Annotated in this window: 19 protein-coding genes; 7 read left to right on the forward strand and 12 right to left on the reverse strand. The window is 54.8% G+C overall.

All coding sequences use genetic code 11. The features are described from left to right. Nucleotides 1-112: 112 nt before the first annotated feature. A complete protein-coding gene (locus tag ACQQCD_RS10485) occupies nt 113-1,414 on the forward strand; it encodes an ISL3 family transposase (protein ID WP_364275828.1) in 1,302 nt (433 codons plus the stop codon). A 107-nt stretch (nt 1,415-1,521) separates the two neighbouring features. Here ACQQCD_RS10485 and ACQQCD_RS10490 read toward each other — a convergent pair whose 3' ends face one another. Further along, on the reverse strand, nt 1,522-2,985 hold the full coding sequence (locus ACQQCD_RS10490) for a glycosyltransferase (RefSeq protein ID WP_430268333.1): 1,464 nt from the start codon (nt 2,983-2,985) through the stop codon (nt 1,522-1,524). A gap of 11 nt (nt 2,986-2,996) precedes the next feature. Next, the gene (locus ACQQCD_RS10495) at nt 2,997-4,316 is read right to left on the reverse strand and encodes a hypothetical protein (RefSeq protein WP_430268334.1); all 1,320 of its coding nucleotides are present in this window, start codon (nt 4,314-4,316) and stop codon (nt 2,997-2,999) included. A gap of 271 nt (nt 4,317-4,587) precedes the next feature. Here ACQQCD_RS10495 and ACQQCD_RS10500 point away from each other — a divergent pair, with 271 nt between their 5' ends. From ACQQCD_RS10500 to ACQQCD_RS10520, 5 genes are all read left to right on the forward strand, one after another. Then, the gene (locus tag ACQQCD_RS10500) at nt 4,588-5,892 is read left to right on the forward strand and encodes a hypothetical protein (RefSeq protein ID WP_430268335.1); all 1,305 of its coding nucleotides are present in this window, start codon (nt 4,588-4,590) and stop codon (nt 5,890-5,892) included. Nucleotides 5,893-6,200: 308 nt separating this feature from the next. Then, a complete protein-coding gene (locus ACQQCD_RS10505) occupies nt 6,201-7,457 on the forward strand; it encodes a nucleotide sugar dehydrogenase (RefSeq protein ID WP_430268336.1) in 1,257 nt (418 codons plus the stop codon). 9 nt (nt 7,458-7,466) lie between these two features. Then, entirely contained in the window at nt 7,467-10,253 is a 2,787-nt protein-coding gene (locus tag ACQQCD_RS10510) for a glycosyltransferase family 2 protein (RefSeq protein ID WP_430268337.1), read from the forward strand. Between the two features lie 197 nt (nt 10,254-10,450). Further along, a complete protein-coding gene (locus ACQQCD_RS10515) occupies nt 10,451-11,707 on the forward strand; it encodes a glycosyltransferase (protein WP_430268338.1) in 1,257 nt (418 codons plus the stop codon). 277 nt (nt 11,708-11,984) lie between these two features. Continuing rightward, complete coding sequence (locus tag ACQQCD_RS10520; RefSeq protein ID WP_430268339.1) at nt 11,985-12,587, forward strand: hypothetical protein; 603 nt, start codon at nt 11,985-11,987, stop codon at nt 12,585-12,587. On the opposite strand, the gene ACQQCD_RS10525 is transcribed toward ACQQCD_RS10520, so the two are convergent. The 8 genes from ACQQCD_RS10525 to ACQQCD_RS10560 form a co-directional block, all read right to left on the reverse strand. After that, nucleotides 12,580-13,323 carry a DUF6270 domain-containing protein gene (locus ACQQCD_RS10525; protein ID WP_430268340.1) on the reverse strand — a complete coding sequence of 248 codons (744 nt, stop codon included), beginning with the start codon at nt 13,321-13,323 and terminating at the stop codon, nt 12,580-12,582. The two genes, ACQQCD_RS10520 and ACQQCD_RS10525, sit on opposite strands and share 8 nt — an antisense overlap. Continuing rightward, entirely contained in the window at nt 13,323-14,615 is a 1,293-nt protein-coding gene (wecC, locus tag ACQQCD_RS10530) for a UDP-N-acetyl-D-mannosamine dehydrogenase (protein ID WP_430268341.1), read from the reverse strand. The genes ACQQCD_RS10525 and wecC overlap by 1 nt, the downstream gene beginning before the upstream one ends. A gap of 66 nt (nt 14,616-14,681) precedes the next feature. Next, the gene (locus ACQQCD_RS10535) at nt 14,682-16,373 is read right to left on the reverse strand and encodes a glycosyltransferase family protein (protein ID WP_430268342.1); all 1,692 of its coding nucleotides are present in this window, start codon (nt 16,371-16,373) and stop codon (nt 14,682-14,684) included. A 212-nt stretch (nt 16,374-16,585) separates the two neighbouring features. Then, complete coding sequence (locus ACQQCD_RS10540; protein ID WP_430268343.1) at nt 16,586-17,467, reverse strand: ABC transporter ATP-binding protein; 882 nt, start codon at nt 17,465-17,467, stop codon at nt 16,586-16,588. Next, entirely contained in the window at nt 17,454-18,332 is an 879-nt protein-coding gene (locus ACQQCD_RS10545) for an ABC transporter permease (protein ID WP_430268344.1), read from the reverse strand. The genes ACQQCD_RS10540 and ACQQCD_RS10545 overlap by 14 nt, the downstream gene beginning before the upstream one ends. Further along, entirely contained in the window at nt 18,332-19,888 is a 1,557-nt protein-coding gene (locus tag ACQQCD_RS10550) for a glycosyltransferase family 4 protein (protein ID WP_430268345.1), read from the reverse strand. The genes ACQQCD_RS10545 and ACQQCD_RS10550 overlap by 1 nt, the downstream gene beginning before the upstream one ends. A gap of 224 nt (nt 19,889-20,112) precedes the next feature. Further along, entirely contained in the window at nt 20,113-21,309 is a 1,197-nt protein-coding gene (locus ACQQCD_RS10555) for a glycosyltransferase family 4 protein (protein ID WP_430268346.1), read from the reverse strand. A 55-nt stretch (nt 21,310-21,364) separates the two neighbouring features. Beyond that, nucleotides 21,365-22,174, reverse strand: coding sequence for a hypothetical protein (locus ACQQCD_RS10560; RefSeq protein ID WP_430268347.1), 810 nt, complete (start codon nt 22,172-22,174; stop codon nt 21,365-21,367). Between the two features lie 273 nt (nt 22,175-22,447). On the opposite strand from ACQQCD_RS10560, the gene ACQQCD_RS10565 reads away from it, so the two are divergent. Continuing rightward, the gene (locus ACQQCD_RS10565; RefSeq protein WP_430268348.1) at nt 22,448-24,106 is read left to right on the forward strand and encodes a sensor histidine kinase; all 1,659 of its coding nucleotides are present in this window, start codon (nt 22,448-22,450) and stop codon (nt 24,104-24,106) included. Here ACQQCD_RS10565 and ACQQCD_RS10570 read toward each other — a convergent pair. Further along, a complete protein-coding gene (locus ACQQCD_RS10570) occupies nt 24,075-25,547 on the reverse strand; it encodes a glycosyltransferase family 2 protein (protein WP_430268349.1) in 1,473 nt (490 codons plus the stop codon). The genes ACQQCD_RS10565 and ACQQCD_RS10570 overlap by 32 nt on opposite strands. After that, nucleotides 25,547-26,530, reverse strand: coding sequence for a HEAT repeat domain-containing protein (locus tag ACQQCD_RS10575; protein ID WP_430268350.1), 984 nt, complete (start codon nt 26,528-26,530; stop codon nt 25,547-25,549). Before ACQQCD_RS10575 ends, ACQQCD_RS10570 begins: the two co-directional genes overlap by 1 nt. Nucleotide 26,531 lies beyond the last annotated feature (1 nt).

Raw genomic sequence — 26,531 nt, forward strand, 5'->3', positions numbered from 1 at the left:
GGCTCTTCGCAGTTGAGGGTGTAGTCGAGGGTCGGCGGCTGGTTCGTGGATAGACGTCGAGGTCTTCCAGGATGGAAGTTCTCACACTGCCCATCTGCCGGAAGACCTCGACTTGCACCACCCTACGTTCGCGACCCCTGACCTCACCACGTTCTGCCGTCTCGATGAGCTCGGCCTCGAAGCCATCGGCCAGTTGATCGAGCCCGACCGGGCGGTACTCGAGTGCCGCGTCGTTGACGATGACCCGTGGTGTCGGAAGTGCGGCGCCGAGGGCGTGCCGCGCGACACCGTGACGCGTCCGCTCGCGCACGAGCCGTTCGGGCACCGGCCCACGACGCTGCTGGTGCGGGTGCGCCGCTACCGGTGCGGCCACTGCCGCCGCACCTGGCGGCAGGACACGACGAACGCGGCGGCGCCGCGGGCGAAGATCTCCCGCGGCGGGGTCGGGTGGGCGCTGAAGGCGATCGTGGTCGACCACCTCACCGTCTCCCGCGCCGCGGCAGGCCTGGGTGTGTCGTGGCACACCGCGAACACCGCGATCCTCGCCGAGGGCAAGCGGCGGCTGATCGACGATCCGGCCAGGTTCGACGGCGTCACCACGATCGGCGTCGACGAGCACGTCTGGCGTCACACCCGGTTCGGTGACAAGTACGTGACCGTGATCATCGACCTCACGCCCGCCCGCAACAAGACAGGTCCCGCACGGCTGCTGGACATGGTCGAGGGTCGGTCGAAGGCGGTGTTCAAGCAGTGGCTCGCCGCCCGGCCCAAGGAGTGGTCGAAGCAGATCGAAGTGGTCGCGATGGATGGGTTCAGTGGGTTCAAGACCGCCGCGTCCGAGGAACTCCCCGACGCGGTCCCGGTGATGGATCCGTTCCATGTCGTCCGGCTCGCCGGTGACGCCCTGGACCGGACCCGGCAGAGGGTTCAGCAGGACACTCTCGGGCACCGCGGTCACGCCGGGGACCCGCTCTACGGGGTCCGCCGCACCCTCCACACCGGCGTGAGCTTCCTCACCGAGAAGCAGACCGCACGGCTGGACGCGGTGTTCGCGGTCGAGGAGCACGTCGAGGTCGAAGCGACCTGGGGCATCTACCAGCGCATCGTCGCCGCCTACCGCGAACCCGACAAGAAGAAGGCGAAGGAGATGATGCGGTCGGTGATCGATTCCGTCAGCAGCGGCGTCCCCGCGATGCTGGCCGAGATTCGCCGGCTCGGTCGGACGTTGAAGCAGCGCGCCGCGGACGTCCTCGCGTTCTTCGACCTGCCCGGCACGAGCAACGGTCCGACAGAGGCGATCAACGGCCGACTCGAGCACCTCCGCGGCTCCGCGCTCGGCTTCCGCAACCTCGCGAACTACACAGCCAGGAGCCTGCTCGAGGCCGGAGGTTTCAGACCCTCGCTACACCCTTGATTCCGAAGAGCCGGTTTACACCAAAAATAAAGAGAGCAGGCCAGCCGATAAATCGCAGGGCCTGCTCTCTCTATCTACAAGCCCGAAGCCAATAAGACAGGCACTTGTTAGAGCGATTCGCGACGAGCCGCGGTTACGCCACGGCGAATCTGCGACGATTCAAACATGTCAATCCAACGTTGAATTACTGCTGGCCCGCTGTAGGTCTTCGCCTTTTCCAAAGCCGCTGCCCTCATACGGTCTCTTGAAGCTGAATCCGCTTCGAGGACCCGGAGCATTGCTCGTTCCAGCTCCGCTATATCTCCCGATTCGACCAGATAGCCGTCTTTTCCATGAGAGATCATGGTTCGGGGACCATAGTCAATGTCATATGCGACTACCGGGCAGCCCCGCGACATGGACTCCAGAATGGTCATGCCGAATGCTTCTCGTGTGCTCGTCAGCAATGACAAAGCCGCGCCCGCGCAGGCCTGGGCAGCACCGGCGCTATACCCGTGGAGCACCACAGCGTGTTCGACTCCTAACTCAGCAATCAGTTTGAGCAAGTCGTCACGCGATGGCCCCTCGCCAAATACCTCTAGTGTTGCGCCTGGCCGCTTCTTGAGGACTCCACTGAAAGCCAAAATCGCGTCGCCAACACGTTTAAGCGGTGTCAAAGAGGCAATCAGGATGCAGCGTTCTCCATCTTGGTTCGACTGCTCGAAACTGTCGACCATGCATTCGTGCGGGATCGAAAATTGGTTGGGATTTTGGCCGAAGCGATCCGACCAATGCTCCAGCTGTTGGTCCGTAAGAAACACCAGCCCATCGGACTCTGCGTTATATCGATCAGCAGCAGCCCATCCGGGAACCAAGTGTGTAGTGGGAGTGATCGGGGCAGCCAGCGTTGCGCCGTGGGCAACACGATAATTGTAGACATTGCTACCGCTGATCAAATCAAAGAAGATCTCGTCGCCAGACTGAGACATGTATTGGAAGTCCTGAATGACGAACACCTCATCATCCCCGGCAATCTGTTGCAACCAGAACGCCCATAGATCACGTGTCGATGCCAGCTCGGCGCGAACTTGACCGTCGGAACCTAGGAGTTGAATATCTTGGGCACCCTTCCACATGGAGCGATCCCCGATTACGGTCGCACGCATATAAATCGAACCGTTGTCACGGAAATACTCAACGAAGTGCTTGTCTTCCCCTATCGGCCAACTTCGAGAGCGAATGATCAACTTATAACGAAGAACATCGGCCTCTGATTCTTCGAAATCATCGCCCACAGGTTTCGCATCAATAACCGGTAGGCTATCTAACGCATCGGACTTTAGGTATTCGTGGATGTTTACAAGATCAACTTGATCGTTCATACGTCCGGATTGAACTAATTGCTCTCGAATAAGCGGATAATCCAGATGGTAATCAAATGTCAATATTTGCGCGCTCAGACCGTATTCTACGAATCGCCGAGCTCTCCACAGGACCGACAGCATTCCCCCACGAACCCCTGAACGAAACGCCCCGAAGACTATTACAATCTTCGCGTTGGTGAGACTGGATGGAATTTGGACATCACTCATTTGACAGACCTTTACGATTTGGTGCGCGCCGCGGGGGAAGGAACGGCACGGATCCGTTGTCTGGGCGAATTAATATAGGCGTTGATGCGGGCAATTGAATCTGCACGGGACAGAGGGAAATGCCCTCCCTTTTTGAGATGCCACGCGCTATACGTTTCAACACTGAATTGCGCGTGCGCCCAGTCGTGTTCTTCCATGAGTTCGCTGATTTTGTACAAGAACGCCCCCATTTGCTTCGCCACATGCTGGCTGTCTCGGTTGTTCTGCAGGTAGAGGAAGTCCGGAACGTACTTTTCGCGTCTGAAGCGTTCCACGACGTCAATGCGGTGGCGAAATTCGGGTTCGACGTCTTCGGCCGTTTTGTAGCCGAGTCCGGCGGCGATGGTTGCATCCGATGCGGAGCGGGCAAAGTACTTGGTTAAATCAACTTGGGGAATATCAACAATGGCTCGGGAACCGTGGAGGACAGCAGCCATTTGGAACGATGAATACCCCCCTGCGGATGCTCCGAAAAATGTCACATTTTCCGCCAAGATGCCCTGTTCAGCCATGATCTTGCGAATAATCGAAACCATTTCCTCGATGTAGTCACGTTCCCTAGTTCCTACCCACCATCCGGCCAGTAGCCTTTCGTCGGCATAGATAGAAGGGTCATTCAGGAATAAAGCCGAGGCATCGATCTCACGAGCCCAAGACCACCTATAAAAGTGAGGCAATCCGACAACTTGTCGGTTCAATGCGTCCTGACCGAAGACAACGAGCTTCTTCGAATTTGCCTTAAGCTCGCTAATGAACTCGAACCTGACGCCGCCTTCATTGACCTCGACTACGGTTCGCTTTCCGACGGTGGGGGCGTAATCAGCAATGGACGCGAATTTTTCCGTTTCTGTGGGGAATTCGTCATTCTTGGGATTGTATTTAGACCCGGAAGGCTGATTGCTAACGAGGCGGTGAATATGCCCAGTCACTTTCAGCTTGAACTCGTCATCCGTTTCGGCCGCTACCAGACGGGAAACGATGCTTGGGTGGCCTGTGTCGACATAGTGGCGCAAAAACACCATAAGCTGCGATGCCTCCGGCAGTGCGTCTAAGATCTCAATCAAGTGGTCCACAGTGACAGGAGCTTCGAAAACCGCAAGGCCCAATACGTGAGTTCTGTCCATCGCGGCAGCCAGCGATCGCGCGTTTTCCAGCGGGATCGCGTTGCGAACGGCAGTCCGATCCGCTAGGAAATGCTCGTATTGAAGGTGCTCTAAGGCGGCATCTATTACGCCCCCCGGAGCGTCCAAATTTACAATCCAGTCAAACCGCCCTGACACCTCGACCGCCAAAATATGAGTCCGTTCTCCTAAGTTCAAGCACAGGTAAACCGCCTGCGCCTATGTACTTTCATTACTGTCTCATGTTGCCCCTCCAATCCGGTAGCTGCCAGCCGCCTGGCAAAGTTTCCAATGCTGAATCACCCTCGTCTGGCGCGCAAGTCCTGTCTGCAACTAGTTAGTTTTCGCATTCGATCGCAACGCGCTTGCACGAACATGTAGAATGTGGCGACCTCTACTAAAGCCGCTGCGACCGGTGCTGTCCTCCAGGAGACTTAACCATATGTTCGACCAAGATCCGGCTGTCATCGATTGGCTTGTGAATTTAGATGCTCCAGGCGGCACGATTGATTCCTACATTGAATCTATGCAGCTACATCACCGAGATCTGACATCAAACTTCCAGCGGGGCCAGTCTAGGACCGCCAACCTCGAATCATTCATGACCTATTGGCGCTCGACTGGCATTCAAGACCAACGTGTGGTGGCACTGGTATCGGCGCCTAGTGGAGCGCCCAGCATCGATTATGTTGCCCTGAATAAAGCCCTTTCCCCAAACGTTCATGTGCTGGCGTTCGTGCGCAATTATCAAAAGTCTGAGTTTCCTCAAATCTTCGTCCAAGGTTGCACAGTGGATCTACCGAAGGAGTTCGCCCTGAAAATTGGCGGTCATATGTCACGGCTCATCCGGGCCCAACCAGAAGGATCTCCATTCAACCCTCCATCGGTTCCTTTCCCAACCACTCGATATGACTACGTTGGGATTGATTCCTACAGTCCCGTTGTCGATGAAGTGCACACGCTGAGCGTCGATCTCGATGGAGTCAAGTTCGACATGCTTTCAGATTTGCGTTCGAGATCCCGTAAGTTGGTCGTAATTGGCCAGAGCGCACTGACTCGAAGCCAAGTGAATTTGCCGCTCTTCCATCGCTGGAGCTGGACTGCTGACCTCGATGGTTCGGCGCTCGTCCTGAATGATCCCACCCTCTATCTTGATGACGCGCTCGATGCAGGTTGGTGGATCGGCACAAGAGAGCGAGATTACGCACGTGAGATGTCGGCAATAGTGGCGAAAACGGCTTCGTCGTTGGGACTCAGCAACGAAGACGTCATTTTCTATGGCGGATCGGCTGGCGGGTTCGCGTCTTTCCATATGGCGGCTTGCCTCCCCGGCTCAAGTGTGATCGCAGATATTCCACAAACAAACCTACGGCTCTACCACGTCCGAAAGGCCGTCGACCACGCGGCCAAGGCCGGCTTGGGATTCGAGTCAATTGAGCACGTAGATGCGGACTACCTGCACCGAATCGACGTCATCGAACGCTTCGTTCACGAGCAGCACGTACCGGATTTCCTGTACCTGCAAAATAATCGAGATCAGAGTCATCTAATGTCTCAGTACGTGCCGTTCGTTACCCGTCTCGCCGAGCTTCAAATGAAGCATTCCTGGGCGCGCAGTCGGAGTCGAATGGAGATCTACAGTGCTTGGAGCAAGATTCGCGGAGGGCACTTTCCCCTGAATCGCCACGACACCATGCAGTACCTAAACAATTGGAAAAAAGAGTTAGTGGGCCCGATTTTCCGCTGAAATCCGACTGCCATGGGCCGAACCATCTATGCAAGATGTAACGCGCCACTTTTTACCTAGTAAATCGCTGACAATCGAGCCCTAAAATTATGCTGTCGATATGAGGCATCGATCGTCAAGACGGTATGATCATCAGACTTGGGGATCGCGCCGTCTTTTGGCACGGCTCACTGACATCCCATCCAAGGGGTCATCGGGGATTGCATTTGTCGGGATCGGTCACAAAACTCCAGCTGGAGAGATCCTCCCGACAAATTCGGTATGAACCGACATTTTCCATTAGGGCAACGTTGAAGAAGGATGAACGGTTGAAAAATCTCGTTGTTATTGGTCAAGGTTACGTCGGATTGCCATTGGCGCAAGGCGCAGTGTCTGCCGGACTAAGCGTGACCGGCCTAGAGCTAAACCAAGCTGTCGTCGACAACCTGAACAATGCCGTGTCGCATGTCGATGACCTCAGCAATTCCGAAATCCAAGCCATGATCGATGGCGGCTACAACGCTTCATCCGACCCATCCGTGATCAAAGATGCAGACGTCGTAGTCATCTGCGTGCCCACGCCGTTGGGTGAAGCAGGAAGCCCCGATTTGCGAGCAGTTACTTCCGCTACCACCACTATTGCGGCACACCTCACAAAGGGAACTCTTGTGGTCCTAGAGTCAACCACTTACCCCGGCACCACCGAGGATCTTTGCCAACCCATCCTTGAAGCTGAAGGCCACAAGATCGATTCTGATTTCTACCTAGCCTTCTCCCCCGAGCGAATCGACCCCGGAAACAAGGTCTACAAGCTTAAAAACACGCCGAAAGTAGTCGGTGGTGTCACCTCAGAATCGACTCGATTGGCCACGGATTTCTACAGCAAGTTCGTTGACACCGTCGTTCCAGTCAAGGGTGCCAAGGAAGCCGAAACGGCGAAGCTCCTCGAAAACACCTATCGTCACATCAATATTGCCCTCGTCAACGAAATGTCTAAGTTCTGCCACGAGCTGGGCATTGATCTCTGGGACGTCATCGACGCCGCCAAAACTAAGCCCTTCGGATTCCAAGCGTTTTACCCGGGCCCGGGCGTAGGGGGCCACTGCATCCCAATCGATCCGAATTACTTGAGCTACCAGGTTCGCAGCGCCCTGGGATACCCGTTCCGCTTCGTGGAACTGGCTGAAGAAATTAACAACTCCATGCCCCGCTATGTCGTGGACCGAGTACAGTCGCTGCTGAACGATACCTTGAAACCCCTTCGCGGCTCCCGCGTCCTTCTCTTAGGCGTTACATACAAGTCAGACATCGCAGATCAGCGCGAATCACCCGCTATGGATGTCGCCGAAGTACTAGCGGCACGCGGAGCAGAAATCTCCTACCACGACCCGAAAGTATCTACGTGGACGGCTGCAGGTCGGACCTACGAGTCGATTAAGGACCTTGGCGATGCCGTTTCGGACGCCGACGTCGTTGTGCTTCTTCAGAACCACACGGCGTACGACGTCGAGGATCTGAGCTCACGCGCAAAGATCTTCTTCGACACTCGCGGCGCGACAAAGTCCGATTCAGCGGACCGTCTTTAGAATTTGCGAGTGCGAGTGCTCAAAGGCATAGGTAAATGGCAGGCAGTCGGCGGTCTTATTGCGAGTGCAGGACTGCTGGCCACCGTCGTCGGCTCGATTCTCGATCTCCGCATTCTGGTGGTAGCTGGTTTCGCTCTGTTCTCTTGGGCCGCGCTGGCCATAATTGTCACCAACGGTCGGACGTCAAATCTTCGAACCAAACAGATTAAATCTGCGCTGGCCCGCCTTGAGAAGCGGGACAAAAGGCCAGATTCCAACGAGGCAGCCAAGAAATCCGACTCACCAGTACGCCTTCAGAGGGCTGAGCATGGCATAGGCCCGGAATTTGAGTACGCCTCGCGAATGGACTCAGCCCAATCGCAGCTTGAGACATTCGCCCTACGATCCCGTAGCCAAGACATCCGAAATGCATTTGCTCGTCGGGCCACTAACGGACAATCCCGGTTCGCTGATTTGATGCGCCAGGTTGCAGTCTTCGACGTAGGCGGCGGTTCCTCAGTATTTTCGGAGACGGTTCCCACCTGGCGCCCCGAGGCTATGCTTTCGCTCGCCCGGATTCTAGTCAACCAACAGTCGCTAAGAACCGATGTTGAGGACGCCGCGCGATTGTTCAAACTCGTGGAAAAACAGTTCGGTACCCAAGAACTTGGACGAACTGACCGCTTTATCTACCTCGAGGCATTGGGTATTCTCGGTGCGGATCGGACATTACACGATGCCTTATCTCGATTTAGAACTAAGTCCAATTTCCCTGTCCAAGCTTCGCTGTTATCCCTGAACGCCATAGGTCTGAAGGACCAAGCGACCACGAATGTTTGGCTCGAGCGTCTCAATGAATTGATCGAGGGACATGCACTGGCTCCGGTAGCGATGGTTAATCCCCAAGTACCCTCAATTGATACCCTTCGAACGAACATTGACCAGGCGACAATTGACGGACCCTTAGTAACCGTCATAGTGCCGACATATAACGGGGCCGACCTGATTGATACCGCGCTAAGTTCTCTGACTGGTCAGACGTGGCGAAACTTGGAGATTATCGTCGTCGATGATCACTCGGATGAGGAGCAATTTGCGCGGCTGCAGCAGGCATGCGCCGTTGACCCTCGAATTGTGCTGAAGAGACAATCATCAAATCTTGGACCTTATTGCGCGCGAAATCTTGGTCTGAGCGTGGCGAGGGGAGAATTCGTGACCATCCATGACGACGACGATTGGTCTCACGCTCAGAAAATCGAGCTGCAAGTTCAAGCTCTACTGGAAACGCCTGCGGTAGCGGCCAATATGAGTCAGCATGTTCGATGCACACCTGAAATCAATTTCTTACGCATCAACAACAATCCCCAGTTTACCCAACCGAATTTCTCATCCCTTATGGTACGACGCTCGATTTTGGAGCAACTGGGTGGGTGGGACGCAGTTAATCGCGGCGCAGACGCAGAATTCCGTGACAGATTGGTCAAGTTCACGGGTCAGGCAGTTCCAGTTGTCGGTCAAGTCCCTCTGTCATTCACCAGAACTCGGACAGGATCCCTAACCGCAGGCGAACTCTCTCGTGGATACGTTGACCCATCCCGATTGCTATACATGTTCGCATATCAAGCGTGGCATGAGCGTGCCGAGAACTCAGGATCCTTTGCGATCAACAACGAGCCATCGAGACCCTTTGTGATCCCACGGAACATGCAACCCGGTCCCAGGAACGGACACCTTGGCGACTACGACGTTGTCTTCGCAACGGATTTCAAATTCCCAGGTGGAACTACGGCGCTGACTCTCACTGAAATTCGACTGGCGTCGTCATCGGGGCTTCGAGTCGGTGTAATTCAGATCGATTCTCCCCTCAACTCATTCTCGTCTCCTATCGCTTCGGGGCTCTTTGAGGTCACAAACGTTCCCAATGTCGACATCTTAGGACTGAACGATCGAGCAAATGTCGCTTTGCTCGTTGTCCGTCATCCCTCTGTGGTCACATTCTTGGACGGTGCAAAAAGCAACCTCGTGGTCGGCTCATGCGTGCTCATCGTCAACAACCCGCCATTCCTCAGGGACGGGTCTGGGATGGTCTTTGATCTTCGCTCCTGCCTTCTCAATCTCGATTCCTTGTTCAACGTCGCCGCTATGGTTTTGGCTGAGTCGAAGTTGACGCGAGAGTTATGCGTTGGGCTCGTGGAGAGTAGCCGGTTGTCTGAGGACACATGGCCAGGCGTAATTGACGTTGTTCTAAGTTCACCGGCTCTCCCTTCAGAAAGCTCGGCGATCCTCGGAAGACATTCCCGGGACCACGGGCTCAAGTGGCCGTCTCGGATCGAAGATTTTGAAGCAGCATACAAGTCGAAAAACGGTGAATTCTCTACGTCGATTCTTGGCGGTGCAGACAGCCTCATCAAAAAATTCGGGCCCAGTGCCATTGCCGGCATCAAGGTCCACCCATTCGGCTCGATGAACGTTTCACAGTTTCTGACAGGAGTTCACTTTTGGGCTTACTTCCATGACGACCAACTTACAGAGTCCTTTGGAATGGCCGCGGCAGAGGCCATGGCGGCAGGCAAGGTTGTCTTCTTGCCCGCCTACATGGAGAAAACGTTCGCTAACGGCGCCGTATACTGCTCGCCGGACGAAGTCAGCGAACTGGTATCTAAATTTTCGCGGAACTCCGACCTCTATTTAGCCCAATCAGCGAAAGCTCAAGCAGTCGTTGAAGCTCGGTTCTCGCGGAGCGCTTTATTGCAGAGAATCTCCAAATTTTCGATAGCTCAGGAATCAGGCACAACACCTTCAGGAAGCGTTGGATGAAACGACTGCTACGCATCGGACTAAGTGCAGCTGCAGGTAGCGTAATCAGTGGGGTTGTCGTGGTATCTCTGATTAACGTTGCACCCACGGGGCAGCGTGGTCCCCTTCTAGCTAGCGTCATCATAAGTCTCCTGATTTACCTTGCTCTGTCTTGTGCCTTTTTGGTTCGCCACCAAACCTCCGGGCTGAACAAAGCCATGCGGCAGCTTTCTCTGATGAAAGAAGCGGAGTCCCGCCACGACTATCATCGAAGCCGCGAACAACAGGAAGTGTCGTTGACTTTGGTCCGTCTACGCGCGCTGGCCGAGGGACTAGTCGGCGATCATTTGCCCTTAGACGAAACGCTACGCCTATCGTTCGACGAGTCATCGAAGCTTCCGCGTGTCTTATTCGTGACCAGCAACGGCGCAGGCATGGGGCATCTGACACGCTGTATGGCCATTGCACGCAGTGGTCGGGAGTCTTTTCAGTCGCACTTTGTATCGCTGGCCTCCTCGGCAGCAATCGTGAACTCTTTAGGTTTCGAGGTTCTCAAGTTTCCCAGCCAAAAGGCGTCTAGCGGGATATCGCATCGTGAATGGAACGATAGATTTTCAGAATTTTTTGACGCTGTCTGCAGAGCCAACCGACCTGACGCCATAGTTTTCGACGGGACTTGGATTTATCGGGGCATTCACGAATCCGCGCGCCGGCATGGGATCAAAATGATTTGGCTGAGAAGAGGCCTCTGGCATGACGGCGCCAGTACGGCCCAAATCAAAGACAGTAAGTCGATCGTTGATCATTTGCTCGTCCCCTTTGACATTGCCGCTGAAGCCGACACCGGGCCCGTTTCGAGGAGCGAAGGAACCCAGGTTAACGCCGCAACTCTTACGACGCCCGCCGACAGCACTGACCGAGATCGCGCAATCCAAGACCTGGGACTGGACCCCCGACGCAGGTATGTACTAGTCCAGCTTGGTGCAGGTGTCATCAACGACATTAATGATCTCAGGGAACTTGTCATCTCCGAGGTCCTCAAGAGGTCTCCGGAAGTAGACATTGTTCTCGGCTTGTCGCCTCTGAGTCCGGACTACGAGGATGTGCGACTGCGTGTGCACGTCCTTCGCAAATATCCGATCGCCGACTACCTCCAAGCCTTTGATTTTATGGTCATCGCCGCTGGTTATAACTCCGTCCACGAGTCCGTCCGCTTCACCACACCGGCAATCGTGATCCCCAACTTGGAAACGCTGACCGATAATCAATCTCTTAGGGCCAGCGAGTTTGAGCGACTCGGTTACGGACTGGCGGCTATAACTAGGCAAGAAATTATTTCGGCGCTTAGCCGGATGCTAACCGATTCTGAGCTGCAGACATTTCGCAAATCCTTAGAATCGTCCGTCCGCTCTGATATTGATTCGGGCGAAGACGCCGCCCAAGTCATAAAAGATTGGTTGAGCTCCAATGGCTGAACGCTCTCACCCAGAAGAATACTACGCACTTCCCTTACACCTCAGCCGAAGTCTTGGTTCACTTCGTCTAACTCCAGAACCAGCCGTAGAACGCGTTCGACTGGGGCCATCCGTCGACCTCGATTTTCTCTGCTCTTTGGCACCCTCGGAAACACTTTTCGTGGCATTCCATGGAGCAATGCGACCAGGAGTCGATCTATATCCTCGTTTTGAACGAGCCGAGTCGCTCCGACGACGTACTTCCACTTACTTGTCCTTTGCAGATCCAACGTGGCATTTGAACCACAAGCTGGCAATTTCGTGGTTCCTAGGCGGCCCTGAATGGGACGCGCTGGACCCAATCGAGCTAGTCATCAAAGAAGCTATGACAGTCTCTGGAGCAAATAGAGTGATATTCGTCGGCGGTTCTGGCGGCGGCTTCGCGGCACTCAGAGCCAGCATCCGTTTCCCTGGGTCGTTGGCCTATGTTCAATCGCCCCAAACAGTTGTTACTCGCTACCTGCCGGCTGCGGTGGAGGCCTACTTCGGCTCAGTTTGGGGGCAAAACAAAACCGATGTGGCGATGTCCTCCCCGCAGCGCTTCGATTTGGCTTCACTATATCGTGTCAATGCCGGTCTCAACGTCGTTTACTATCTCCAGAATTTGAATGATCCCACCCATATTCGCGACCACTATAAGCCTTTCAAACGCATCCACGGCGTTACAGAAGCGGAGGGGGAAAGCGTAGACGGAACCAAATACTTCTATTTGTCAGACTCTGAGCTGCTGCGCCATGGTCCCCCGACCGCCGCTGAATTCGAGCTCAATTTCGACCGAGCGATTCGGTTCTATGAATCAGTGCTTCTCAAACGTCCAACGAAGATGAAAAATTTTATCTAGAAGACGTGGCAGCGAGTTCAGAGAGCCTCCTTCCCACAAAATCGTAGAATTCCTGAACATAGTGGAACGGCGCAAGACCCCATTTCTGCTGCGGATCACTGATCGTCACAGCGGCTGGAGGCCGAATTAGATTCGCTTCCGACAATTTGCTACGCAAGAATTCTCGATATCGTTCATAGAGTTCGTTTGCCTCGGACGGCTTCATGCCAGCATGTACTAGCTTGCTGTCTAGTTCCGGGCCAGCGATGGTCGACGCCCAGTCAGCATCTATAAACGCTACCTCCACTCTCCGAGGCAACTCAGCTACTAGTTTCAGTAGTTTGTCCACGGCAATAGTCCACTCAGCGAAATGCTCATCACTGCCGCTAGCTATCTTGCGCCAGGACCCTGGCTTCGCGGTTAAGAACTGGCTTTCTCGGAATGCGGACGAGTCAGTGATTCGTTCCTCTCCTCTAACGAGAACGTGAAATCGTTCGTCGATAATGTCGAGGAGAAGTAGGTCAAATTGTTGTGTCCGCAAATTTTCGACAAGCGACTTGGACGCATCGGCCTCTAGCATCCTTCGTTGGAAACTTGACCTGACCAAAGCCGGGGCCGTGCCGAGGTCCGTCTTTCTTCGACCAAATGCAGAGATAATCGAAGATCTAGCAAAGTATCCTGCGAGCTCGACTCCGGGTTGAGGCGAAAGTTCCATAGCGTCTCGCGATACACAGCTGCCATAGATTAAGACTTGCATTAGTTTGCCTGGACTGCCGCGATTGGAGCCGACGCAGCTTGTTTCGACCACAGTCCGCAAGTATCAAGAATTCGCAGTGCCGCGAAGTCCTCTCGACAATAAGCGCGAAAAGCCGTGTGCTCGACAAGCACGCATACGACGCCTGCTTCGGTTTTTGCAGATTCCACGCTTCCCAACGTGACATTTTGAAATGCTGCGAGTTTCTGCGGCAGCGTCTTAACGTGGGGCTCAACGACGCTGATTGCAAGATCCGGCATGGTCTCAGCAAGCTCACCAACGATGGCCACGGCAGGCGATTCGCGCAGGTCATCTATGTCTGGCTTGTATGCCAGCCCCATGACTGTCACCGACCTAGCGCCGGAATCAATCACCATCGACCGTATCGTTCCTGTCACCTCGGCTGGTTTGGAATCGTTGATCTGACGGGCTTGCCGCATTAGTAATGTCTCGTCTGGAGCAGCGCTAATGAGAAACCATGGGTCAACGGCAATGCAGTGTCCGCCTACGCCAGGTCCCGGCTTCAAAATGTTCACCCGTGGATGGTGGTTGGCTAGATCGATCAATTCCCATCCGTCGATGCCCAGCGAGTCGGCTACCTTAGCAATTTCATTTGCCAACGCAATATTGACGTCCCGGTAAGCATTCTCAACCAATTTGGCCGTCTCCGCAGTCGTGGCGTTTGTCGTCAGCAACTGTCCTTTACAGAAAGTGTTGTAGAGGGCAGCCGCTCGAATAGTCGACGCCCCGGATAGCCCTCCTACAATACGATCGTTTTGGATCATTTCGATCATGATTCGACCCGGTAGTACTCGCTCGGGACAGTGAGCGAAATGCACTGCCCGCTCGCTGTGCTGATCGTTTAGTGCAACCTCGATATCCGGTCTCAACGTCGAAACTAGTTCAGCAATCCTACGCGTTGTTCCTGGAGGTGAGGTGGACTCGAGAATCACAAGCTCTCCCCCAGTCAGGACTGTGGCAATTGACGAGGCTGCCGCTTCGACGTACGAGAGGTCCGGAAGGCGATCGTGGCTGAAAGGCGTAGGGACGGCGATGATGAACACATCAGACGCTGGAATAGTTGACTGAGCTCGTAACCAACCGCGACTCACCGCACCAGCAACAGAAACGTCCAAATCCGGCTCAACAAATGGAACTTGTCCGGCGTTGACTGCGTCAACTACCTGCTGTTTAGTGTCAACGCCGACGACGTCGAAACCTTGACTCGCCAAAACTGCGGCCGTCGGCAGACCAATGTATCCCAGGCCAATGACTGAGATTCTCATGTTGTCCATCAAAGCTATCCACTCTTTCCTGATAAACGCCGACTCACGTTCGCTACGCGTATTCCATGTGGCGAGCTATATGAAGACGTGTTCCCCAAAATTGCCGTGCACTTCAACGTCCCCTAACGACAAAGCCTCCAAGTCGCTGAGACGCCATGTGTGTTGATGACTCTTGCGCACCTGAACAAAGTTAAACCGGTCGGCCGCGTATATCGAGGCTCCAGAAGCAACCACGCGGGACAAGAATTCGGTGTCCTCGCCCTGTTTCAATGCTGCAAACCGGATGTCAGTAAAAAGACTTCGCGGGGCCGTGATTGTCGGGCCCATGACATGATTGGCGAAACGATGCTCTTTGTCAGCGAATCTACGTAGCAAGACGTCCAGCCCTTCAATTCTCATGTAGTGGGCACCCTTGCCCACTACATCTGCACCGCTGAAACTTAAAGCGTTGACGAGGTCCTGTAAGTAATGAGGACCATAGAGATCGTCGTCGTCCATTTTAGACAGCACGTCGCCGTCGCTAGCATCTATCAACTCATTGAGACACTCGCCCAATGTTCGGTCGGCGAAACCATGAATAAGCTTTATCTCCTCTATGGCATAACGGCTCTGAAGGTTTTTGATTTCCTGAGCTGCAGGCTCGAACCCATGCGTCAAAATGACTAGCTGCCGGCTCTCGTAAGTTTGTTGTCCGAACTGACTAAAGACGTGGTCGAGTTGATAAGGGCGGTTGGTGGCAACTAGGCAAGAAACATACGGCGAACGAATCTCATCGCGCCGCTTTACGGTCTCCAAAATTGTAGACACTCGCTGCGTGTAAGTGTGTTGGGCCCAAATCCGACGTTGCGCGAGGTGGGCTGCGCGCTCGCCAATGTCTTCGTTTCGAATGAGTGCGCGTACCGAGTGCTGGGTCTCCAGCGCGTTGCGAGCTACCCACACTTCGTCCGGTGGAAAGAACTCTCCGATAGCAGCACTAGGCGCCGTAACGACAGGAGTTCCAGAAGCTTCAATCTCAAAAATCCGCCTCGCACACATGCTCGGCGAGTCTGTAACTGAATTGACATTGAGGAAAACTTTGTACGATTTGTATGCAGTGAGCATCTCTTCGTAAGGCAATTGACCTACAACGTATCCGGAGAAGTGGTCTGGAAATTGGTATCGTGGATCCCCACCGAGCATCCGCGAAAAAATCTCGAGACCGAAGCCTGTCCCCTTCGAGCCCGCGACGGCACCGGATAGCAAGTAGTCAAGTTGCGCGCGTCGCTCTGGATACTTATGCGTAAAGTACATCCCCGCAAACGCTATGCCCCGTTCATGCCAACCGTGGCTGGGGCGAACGGGGTTGTGAACTGCTGGCTGGGCCGCAAATGGCAGAACATCAACACGGTCATGACCAAGATCTCGAATATAGTCTGGGATCTTCCTCTGATCGCTTGTGAATACAACGTCGAAGAGTCGCGCAGCCCCTAAGAAGTCCTCGTAATGTGGGGGGTCCTCTTTGTTCCAGAAAACAGTGGGAATCCCTTGCTGCTGGCACCACTCAACGAGAGAAATGAGATCTTCGCTCGGGCCGTTGTTGCCTGTCAATTTGTATTGCCACGCGCCAGAATTTCCTGCCCACGCCGACTCCACAAAGAGCAGATCTGGGAGACATGATTCGAGCGTCTGCTTCCATGAACCTGGTTGGACTGTGATTGCGTTCCACTCAAAGCCAAACGCCATAAGCGAAAATTCGTCGAGAATGACTGCGACCGACAAATCTCTCACTGGGCCCCTACGCCGCTGTGGCACTGTTGGTTCGAAGCGTAGATTCTTTACACGCGACCCGAAGTTCAGGAAGCCTGATCGTCCCCGAACCACAGCAGACGGCTGTCGGCTTTCGGCTATCTGACGTTGTCGCCAAAGCTTGAACCCATCGACGCCTCCGGTTCGAAAATGCCAAGCTGCAGTTCTCGCGTTTCGCACCTTACGTCGAAGCGTCATTCGACCCTCCGACGTCCAGCTGCCCGCTCCAAAACCTGCACACGCTGAGTCTCCTTGCGCGCGGCTCGTTTCACACGGTCTGCTGAGGCGCTGTCGCCTTTTCGAAGGTGCCAAATGAATTTCTCATAAAGATCCACGACGCGATCCACCTCACCGTCCTGAATCATTTCGCCCTGATCAAGCCAAATCGCTCTGGTGCAGAGGTCCCGAATTGTGGGCATGCCATGGCTCACCAAGAATACGCAGCCCGCTCCTTCTCGCAACTCGGTCATTCGGCGGCGAGTACGCTCACCAAACTCTGCATCCCCAGTATTGAGCGCCTCATCCAAAATTAGAATCTCAGGATCGATGGCCGCAGCGATCGCGAATCGCAGCCGAGCGGACATACCCGAAGAATACGATTTCATAGGCAAATGGATGGAATTTTCCAGAGCAGAAAGTTCGACAATCGAATCAAATTTTTCCCGAATTTCTTTCTTGCTCATCCCCATAGCCAGACACCCCAACATGATGTTGGCATCGCCTGCCAAATCGGGAACAAGCGCCGCGCTGACGCCGAGGGAAATAGGAGTACTTGTAGCTAGCACACTACCCGTAGTGCTGGTCTCTTGTCCTCCGATCAAGCGCATCAACGTGCTCTTGCCGGATCCATTGCGACCAATTACACCTATGGATTCCCCATGCTGGGCAACCAATGAAATCGGTCGAAGAGCCTGCACGGTGACTCGCTTCTTGGGGTTCCACACACGAGACAACGCGCGCCGTGCAAACCCGGAATCGGGTCCATAAACGTTCTCCGAACTCCCCACCCGATAAGTCATGCTGACATTGTCCAAGACAACAGCTGGTGACGAAACGGAATAATCAACTACGTCCATAGCTTTCCTCCCCTCGCCAAAAGAAGATGAGTCCGACCGTCAGACTGGCCACTGCCCAAATTGCAAGTGTAAGCCACCTTGTCATGCTCGGCCACGTGTCATAGAGCAAACAATCGCGGACGATATCAAGAACGGCAAAAAGCGGATTTGCATGCATCAGATTCATCAGCACTGGATGGCCGGCAAAGCGATCGACAGAGAAAAAGACTGCTGACACGTACATCCATGCACGAAGTCCAAAACCAACCAAATACGACAGGTCAGGAATGACCGAGACCATCCGAGCCAGAAATAGAGATAACCCGAGGTGAAACATAACTTGCAATAATAGTGTCGGCAAAAGGAAAAGCCACTTCACAGAAATGGTCTCGGCTGGCGGGATCAGAATCACGAGAATCAGCATGATCAAAATCGTTGGAACGCTAGCCATGGCTTCCCTGACGTTAACAGCTATCGGTAACGTCGCCCGCGGAAACTTAAAAGCCTGAAGGATATTCTGATTGGAAACCATCGATCGAGCCGACGTCGTTATCGGCCGCGTACTGAACTGGAATAGAAAAATCCCGATTAAGAGATAAGAAATAAAATTTGGAATGCCTGCTCCTGTTCCGAGCATCACACCAAAAATTAAATAAAAAACCAAGCCATTTAGCAATGGATTGAGTAGCAGCCATGCACCGCCTAAACGATCTTTGGCGTTGCCGCTCAGCACACGCGCGCGTGAATCGTAGTATATGAAAAATCGGTAGTCCCATAGGCTCACTAGATAATCTAGGAAATTTGGTCGAGCCCCCACTCGGCGCAACTTCCTGATATTTACCGAAGTTGGAATGGGTACATCGACCGCTCCAGCTGTCTGTTTCATCAGCCTCCATTCTTTGTAAGTCGGTCGTATGCAGACAACGCTCGCTTAGCGTTCGCTTTCCAAGTTCGATCCAAAAGAGTCACTTGCCGAGCTCGGCGTCCAAGCTGGTAACGCTTTTGGGGTGAAACAAGTAGAGGGTCAATACTACTGGCAAGCGACGCCGGATTTTCCGCCTGTGCAAACATACCTGTTTCGCCTTCGGCCAGAAGTTCACGTAATGCTGGCAGGTCGCTCGCCACAACCGGACGCGCTGAAGCCATAGCCTCTACTGGCTTCAGCGGAGTTACATCTCTGGTGACCGAAGAATCAATGCGAGGCACCACAAACACGTCCAATGCAGCATGATAGATCGGGGTGAGATTCCGAGGTACCCTGCCAGTAAAAATCGTTTGAGCAGAAATACCCAACTCTTGTGCTAGGGCACGGAGGCTGGGGGCGGACACGCCGTCACCGACGATCAAGACACGCAATTTGCTGAAGCGCGGGATCAATAGCGCTGCAGCCCGCAGTAGTGTGTCCAAACCCTCATAATCAACAAGACTGCTGACCGTTCCGATCATCAAAGCGTCCTCAGCCAGGCCTAGCTGCCGGCGGGCATCCTGCTGAGTCATCGGTTCGTCGAGAAATGCACCACCAACAGCATTCGGCGCCACCAAAATATTAGCCGAATCAACCCCGGCATCCACGATATTGGCTCTCATAGCTTCACCTAGCGTCACTACAAGGTCCGCGCGCTTCATCACATCGGCTTCTCGTTCTCTAAACAATCTGAACCGTTCACTTCTAATGGCTTCCGGCCCACGAGTGGACGCCCATGTGTCAGCGAGCTGTCCCCGCACTTCATAGACCCACGGAATACCCAGTGCATCCGCTGCGGCTGCCGTAACCAGAGCGTTAGTAAAGTGAGTTGTTGTGTGTAGGACGCTCGCGCCGCGGCGGACTGCTTCATCCGCTACCAATTCCGCTTGCTGTTGAAGTCGCGCCGCCATACCCTCTTTCAGCCGTCCAGGGTTTATTCTCACATAATCAATACCGTCAACCGAGTCGGCACCAGAGGCCAGAACTTTCCCCACTTGGACCGGATAACCCAGCCTTGTGACGGCCGAGACGTTCCAACCCAAATCCCGCTGAGCGGTCAGAATTGAGTGTGTTCGCTGCGCGTAGCCACTTCCAGTGTGAGGTAGTGAATTGGTGAGAACGTGCATTACAGTGCGTTTTCTCGGTTGATGTTCTCTAGGGGTCAGAACCGGGAGGAAACCGGTGAACACCTTGAGTTCTGACTCAAGCCGCCGACGTTGAGAAGCGAGACGCTTCGCACTACGGCTGCCGCCGTGCTTCGCCTCTTCCAACTTCAAGTGTTCAACTGCGGCGGTCATCGCGCCGTCATACCAAAACCGCCGCGCGATAAAAGCAGCATGATTAGGCGCTTGGGCTCCGTTGAGGGCTAGCGAGTCAGCCTGCTCCAGGCACCCGGCTGCGAGCGCCAAGTCGGCGAGCCGAACGGCCGAGGACCCTGAAATTGATTTGGATAAGGCCGTGTCCAACGCGTTTTGCACACTAGTGATCTTCCCCAACGCGAAGTTGGCCAATATCGCCGCAAATGTGGTGGAATTCCGCCCTAGGAATCTCCCAGCTGCTGGCATGACTTTCCGCACCAGCCCTCCCGGGAGTCGCCGGATCACCTGAATCGCTAGAACTGCAGGATCGTCATTAAGGTGTTCTGACGCGGTGGCGGCTGCTAGCCGAAGGTTCTGTAACAGCTGTGGCTTAGCGGAAAGGGTCACCTGTCACCGGAGCTTCGTGCCAAAAGTTCATCAATCAGTTCCATATAGTGTTTGGCAGATGCACGAATTTCCGCATGGTCTTCCACCCAGTCGCGCCCCCTGCTACCTACGTCTAAGCGGCTCCTATCGTCCGCTAAGTCATTCCACAACTGCGCAATGGCTTCAACCGTGCTCGGGACTACGTCACCGGCGTCAGAATCAGAGATAATGCGTGCCGCTTCGCCACGTACCAAGGCTGTAACGTGACGCCCTACGGCCAGAACTTCGTACGTTTTAGAGGGAATAGTGGTCTCGAAGGACTTCCAGTCATCTCGTAGGGACACGATGCATGAGTCCGCCAGCTTGTAGGCTTCCAAAACTGCCTCACGTTTTACCGGGGGGTGAAAGGTGACTGGAGCGCCGATCTCGCGAGCGAGTTGTATTAGTCCTGGCCTGGCAACTCCATAACCCACCATGTGCAAGTGCATACGGCTACCAACCTTTGCAGCAGCCTGAACCATCAGCTCCAAACGTTGGCTTTCACCATGGTTGCCCAGATACAACACGTCTAGCTGTTCTTTGTCCACAACTGGTGCCGGAAGGAGAGGGACGGATCTCAAGTCCAGACCGTTGGGAACAGTCGCAACTTCGGCAACTCCACGTTCTAGAAGAGTCTTAGCAAAACCCTCAGTGACTGTGACAACCAAGTTTGCTTTGTTTTGCACAAACTCCACGGCTTTTTCTGCTAGAGACTTCACTTGTCCTTGAACTAGGCGTGCGTCGCGTGCCAAGTCCGGCCAAGCGTCCCGCATTTCCACTACCAATGGGACGCGGAAAATTTTGGCCACCACATGACCGGCAGCCAGAATTGGCAAGCTAGGCGCAGTGACAACAACTACTTCTGGGCGTCGCTGCATCATGGCAGCTGGGACGCTCAGCACTGCCGTGTACAGGTTGTCTATAAATCTGCCAACGCGGGTCTGAGCATGCCGTAAATACGGAACTCGCCGAATGCGTTCGCCATGTTCGCCCCGTTGATGACCCCAAGGATATCCGGCGTCTGCGCGCCGTTCCGTGCGTTTGCCGTTCGGGAAGTGCGATACGGGAGTAACTACATCTACTCGCCATCCGGCCGCTTGGAACTCCCGGACAAAGGAACTCCAGCGCCGTTGCGGGGGACTTTGGTCTGGCCAGTAACTGTGAGTAAGCAACATTACGTGCCGTATTTGGACGGGACGTTCTCCTACAGTGAAGCCTTCCAAGATGCCCCTACTTGCTCAGTGAGCCGGGTGCGCGAGTTCCCTTGGAATTCATTGCCCGGAAGTACAGAACCCCAAGACCAATAAGTACCACCACAACGATTCCCTGTGTGAGCGGCGACGTTACTGCTGCGGCAGCCTGGGTGGAGATGGTTTCAAGAGAAGGCAGCGCCGGGACAGCGTTCTGCTTGTTGGACGTAGCCGCGTCCACAACTGCCTGAGACTTCTTGGCGGCCAGCGTCTCTGCAGCAGCCCCCGCGTCAGAAAGAACTGGACCCAGTTCGGCCGGTTGTCCATCTGCAAGGGACGGGTCCAGAGCGAGGGCAAGGTCCGGACCGAGCGCAGCGGCCACATCAGCGGCGACGGCCCCCGGTAAATCAGTCTGGGTAGCCACCCCGGGGATGGTCTGAGCGGGAGGCTGCACTGCACCTGGGTTCGAAACTTGCCCACCAGATACAGCACCACTGGTTGACGATGGTTGCGGGGTTGGAACTATCCCACCGGTTGACGGCGCTGTTTCCGACGGATTCGTATCCACGGGAGCCGGAAGAGTTTCTACAGGTGCCTGCGGAGAGTCGCTGGGTGCTGGCACAGGCAATTCAACCGGTGTCTCGGGAGGGGCCGGAATATCCGAGGGCACCGGTTCGGCGGTAGGTGTTGCCAACGGGTCACCGTCCATGGGGGCAGTCTCGCCAGCAGTCGCCGGGTCTGAACTGACTGTATCCACTGTGGTTACAGATGCATCGTCAGCTATTGCCGCGCCAGCAGGGAGGAGCAATAGAGCTAAGGTCAAAAGGCCAGATGCCAACTTCTTGTTCAAGCGAAACCCCCCACACACGAAACTTCCCGATTTGTGCCCTAATTGGCCGCAGAGAAGGCGAAACACTTCATTGTACTAGCAATCTGGTTGCTTAGGACAAGCAGCCAGCGATGCTCAGCGATTGATACAGAGTTGAGACTCGGCATCCCCTTGTGTGGCATACACTGACCATGACCATCACAACACTGATTCCGGCGGGGTCCAGCCCGCGTTCGCCTATCACAGAGAGACGAGCGGTTGCACGTGAAAATTAGCCAAAGAACTTGGCCGACCATGCTTTACCAAGCTGGCAACGTTCGTTTGGAATCCTTACTGAGTCAAGCCGCATTCTTGGGGCTATATGGAACTGTTTCCTTGGTCACGGGCCTGAGCGAGCCGAATCTTTTGGCTACCGGCACGTTCATTTCTTCAGCCATCGTGGTGGCTCTGGCTACCGTCTGGACAGTTGCATTCAGGCCACAACGGTTAGGATCCGCAGCCGGCAATTGGTTGATCGCCGGGATTCCGGCTTTGGATTTGGCAGCCGTCGTAGTTTTGCGCAATGGGAACGGCCCTCTGGAACCTGTTTATGCCTTTGGCTACCTAGCGGTCATTCCCGCTTTCTGGCTTGGGTCAATCACAAAAGGTTGGTGGATAGGCTTGGGCGGAGCAGTGGCTGTTGCGCTCGTAGAAATCCCCCAACAGGGCATCGCGGAAACGTTGGATCATGCCACCGCGCAGTTTATGGCCGCCAATACTCTGATTCCCCTGCTGATTATTGTTTCCACGTTGGTGGCCCAAGGGCAACGTCACCAATTTGACGAACACCGCAAACTTATTGCTGCCCGAGAATGCGAGCTCGCTAAGAGTCTGGCTGAGCAAAAGCAAGGGCAAGAAGTGCTCGCAAAGGTATTGGACACCGTCAATATTGGCATCTTGGTGATCGACAAGAACGGAAAGGACGTTCTAGTCAATCCAGCCATGAGGAACCACCCAGTACTAGCTGGCAAGAATGAACAAACCATGGAACTTGAACTACGGCAACAGTTTTTGGACGCCGATGGAGTTACAGCAGTTGCCCCTGGGCATGGCCCAGTCAGTGCTGCTGTGCGCGGAGAAACTTCACGAGGACGAGTCTTCTGGATGCAAAGTCCTGACGGGGCCCGCTATGCAATCAGCATCTCGGCCACACCCATTGAGGATGACAAGGGAAACTTCACTCGATCAGTGGTTGCGCTGGATGACGTCACCGAATTCATGAACAACCTGCAGGCGAAGGACGACTTTCTTGCCTCGATCTCGCACGAGCTCCGGACACCATTGACCTCAATTGGAGGTTATCTGGAGCTCCTTCAAGACCAAACCGCTGGTACCGATACCAAATTCGCAAAGTACCTCGAGGCGATGGAGCGCAACGTGCGGCGTCTAAAAGTCCTTGTGGCTGATCTCCTCACGGCCGCACAGTTCCAGCGCGGAAGCCTAGAACTACGTCCCAGAGCGGCCGATTTGCAAACGATTGTCCGTCACGCAGCGGAGCAATTCCTCTCTCAAGCCATCGCTAAGGGGCTTCACTACACCGTTCAAGACGGCCCTGAGCTGCCAACGACTCTTGATGTTCAGCGCATGGGCCAAGTGTTGGAGAACCTCATTTCTAACGCCGTCAAGTACACTCCAGCAGGCGGAAGCGTCACAATCTCGGCCACGGCCTCTCCTGATACTAAAACTCTGGAGGTAGTGATTGAAGACTCGGGCGTTGGAGTGTCCACAGGCGATCAAAGCCACTTGTTTAGCCGGTTTTACCGGGCGACGTCTGCCGTTGAATCCAACGTTCCTGGAATAGGGTTGGGGCTTGCCATTAGCAAATCAATCGTGGAGGGCCACTGTGGAACTCTTGAGTTTCACAGTGTTGAAGGACGCGGAACTACCGTGAGAGTCGTTCTTCCGCAGCAGTAACAGCAGCATCACGTTCATCGCTGAAACCAGTCCGGGTCATGGTTCCCCATTCAGCAGCGGATCCACGCAGGGCTGCCCACCACCCTTGCAAGCGCCAAATGGCCGTCAACTGCCGGTAGCCGAAGTTCTCTACTACCGCAGCCAAAATACACGCCCAAAGATCCCGCCACTTGGTGTAGCGGTGGAACGATGCTTCTTCCACCACCAGAGCTACCAAGCTGACAAAAATTGCGTACACGTAGGACACAAGCAAAAGCAAGAGCGCATAGTGCGGATCCACTAGCCCCAACCACAAACCAAGTGGAACCAAGATGAGTCCCGAGAGCTCCAACGCTGGTGCGATCAACTCGAAGAGCCAATAAAACGGCAGGGCAATCATGCCAACCCGCCCGTACCGCGGATTCAGTGTCATGCCTCGGTACTGTGACAGAACTTCCCAAAGACCGCGGTGCCAGCGTCTGCGTTGGCGCGCAAGGACAGTCAAATTTGGCGGCACTTCAGTCCAGCTCACCGGCTCAGCAACAAACACAACCCGGTACCGCCGTTTAGAGTCGATCATTTTCTTGTGGATGCGCATCACAAGTTCAAAATCTTCACCAATGCAGTCCGGGTCCAGACCGCCGGCTTCGAGCAAAACGTCGCGCCGGAACATTCCAAAGGCGCCCGAAATCAGAATGAGTGCTTTGAGCTGTGACCATCCAGTTCGGCCCAAGAGGAACGCCCGGAGGTACTCAACTACTTGGATTCGGGCCACCATCTCCTTGGGCATACCCACCTGGACAACACGACCTGCAGAAACGCGGCAACCGTTAACCGCCCTCACCACTCCCCCAGTGGCCACCACATTTTCTGGGTCATCGGCAAAAGGTTTGGAAACGGTGAGGAGCGCATCGGGGTCAATCAGTGAGTCAGCATCCACCATCACCACTAGATCTTTGGCCGAAATGTTGATGCCTGCGTTAAGACTGTCAGAGCGGCCCGAATTTTCCTTGTCCACCACCGTCAGTGGAATTGCCGGATCGTTAGATCGCCAAACCCCCCTCAATGCACCCCTGACCGGAATGCGTTCCGGGACTTCACGGGCGTCCAACTCCAAGGAAAACGTCTCAATCAGCTTCTGAAGAGTGGCGTCCTTACTCCCGTCGTTGACCACAATGACTTCATGGTCCGGATAGCGGAGGTCCAACACGGAACGAACGGAAGTGGTGATGACCATTTCCTCGTTGTAAGCCGGCATCACCACCGATATACCTAGACTTAGCGGCGATCCTGCCACAGCACGCTCACCGCTAAAAAACGTCCTGCGCAGGTATGCGGCAAAGTTCGTTGAAGCGAGCCCAATCAGCACTAGATAGGAGGTGTTGATCACCAAAAAGTACAGCAACATGGGCCACGCAACGATGGCAAAAATGGTGGTAAGTATGCCGCGAGCAATTTCCATTACTGTGCTTTCACTTCGGTGTTTTGCGGCCAAATCGCCGTTGCGTATCGCACTTCAGGATCGGTGCTGGTAGCCAAGGCTGTACGGACGTTGAAAGTCCAAGCCTCTGGAAGCTGCATGAGCGCATGTGCCGCGGCCAGCCGTACTGCTGGAACCGCATCGTTCATCGCACGGTGAAAAAGTGGCTGAATGGCTGCGCTGCCATGTAACTGCCCCAGCGAACGGGCCGCGGCTTGACGCACCAATGCATCTGAGTCACCCAACAGCGTTATGAGCCGAGAGGACGCACCGGGGCTCTGCAAGTAACCAGCCAATTGGGCGGTGGTACGCCGGACGGCAGCGTCTGGATCCGTAAAGCCGTCGTCAATAGCTGTTCCTGAGTGCTCGGCGAGGTTCAACAGAGCCGAGGCGGCCACTGTGGTTGGCACACCTGAATCGCTTCTAAGCGCGTTCAGCAACGGCCTAACGGCACTGGGGTTTCCCGTACGGCCCAAAGCACGGACTGCCACAATCCGAACTTCAACATCCGGGTCTACGGCAAGGTCCAATAACGGCGCAAGGCTTTGCGGCCCAGCTGTTAGACCCAAGACTTCAGCGGCCCGTGCACGTACCACCGCATCCCTAGCATCTGCGTCCTTAACGGCGCGGTCGATGGTTCCACAGGCTTCAAGCAATTGGGTCAGAGACTCGGCGGCCTCGCCTTGGACTTCCACAAGAAGTCCCAAAATCGTTTTCTCTGCTGCAGCCCTTTCCGCCCTGCCGTGGGAGTTTAACTCCCGAGCAAAGGACTCAACTTCGTCCGGCTCAGCAACCGTTGCCTGCAAGATCAGCGAACGCGTCCGCTGCTCAAGCGCGGCAGCCCGCCGCGCGGTCAACTTTCGCGTGACTCGCAAGAGAACAAGGAGCAGCAACACTGCTGCTGTTGCTGCGGTACTTCCCACCAAAACCGCTACGACCACGGGGCCGGCCAGTAATGTCTGCACG

Source organism: Pseudarthrobacter sp. J1763 (assembly GCF_050490295.1).
In the GTDB taxonomy this organism is placed as follows: domain Bacteria; phylum Actinomycetota; class Actinomycetes; order Actinomycetales; family Micrococcaceae; genus JBNPEO01.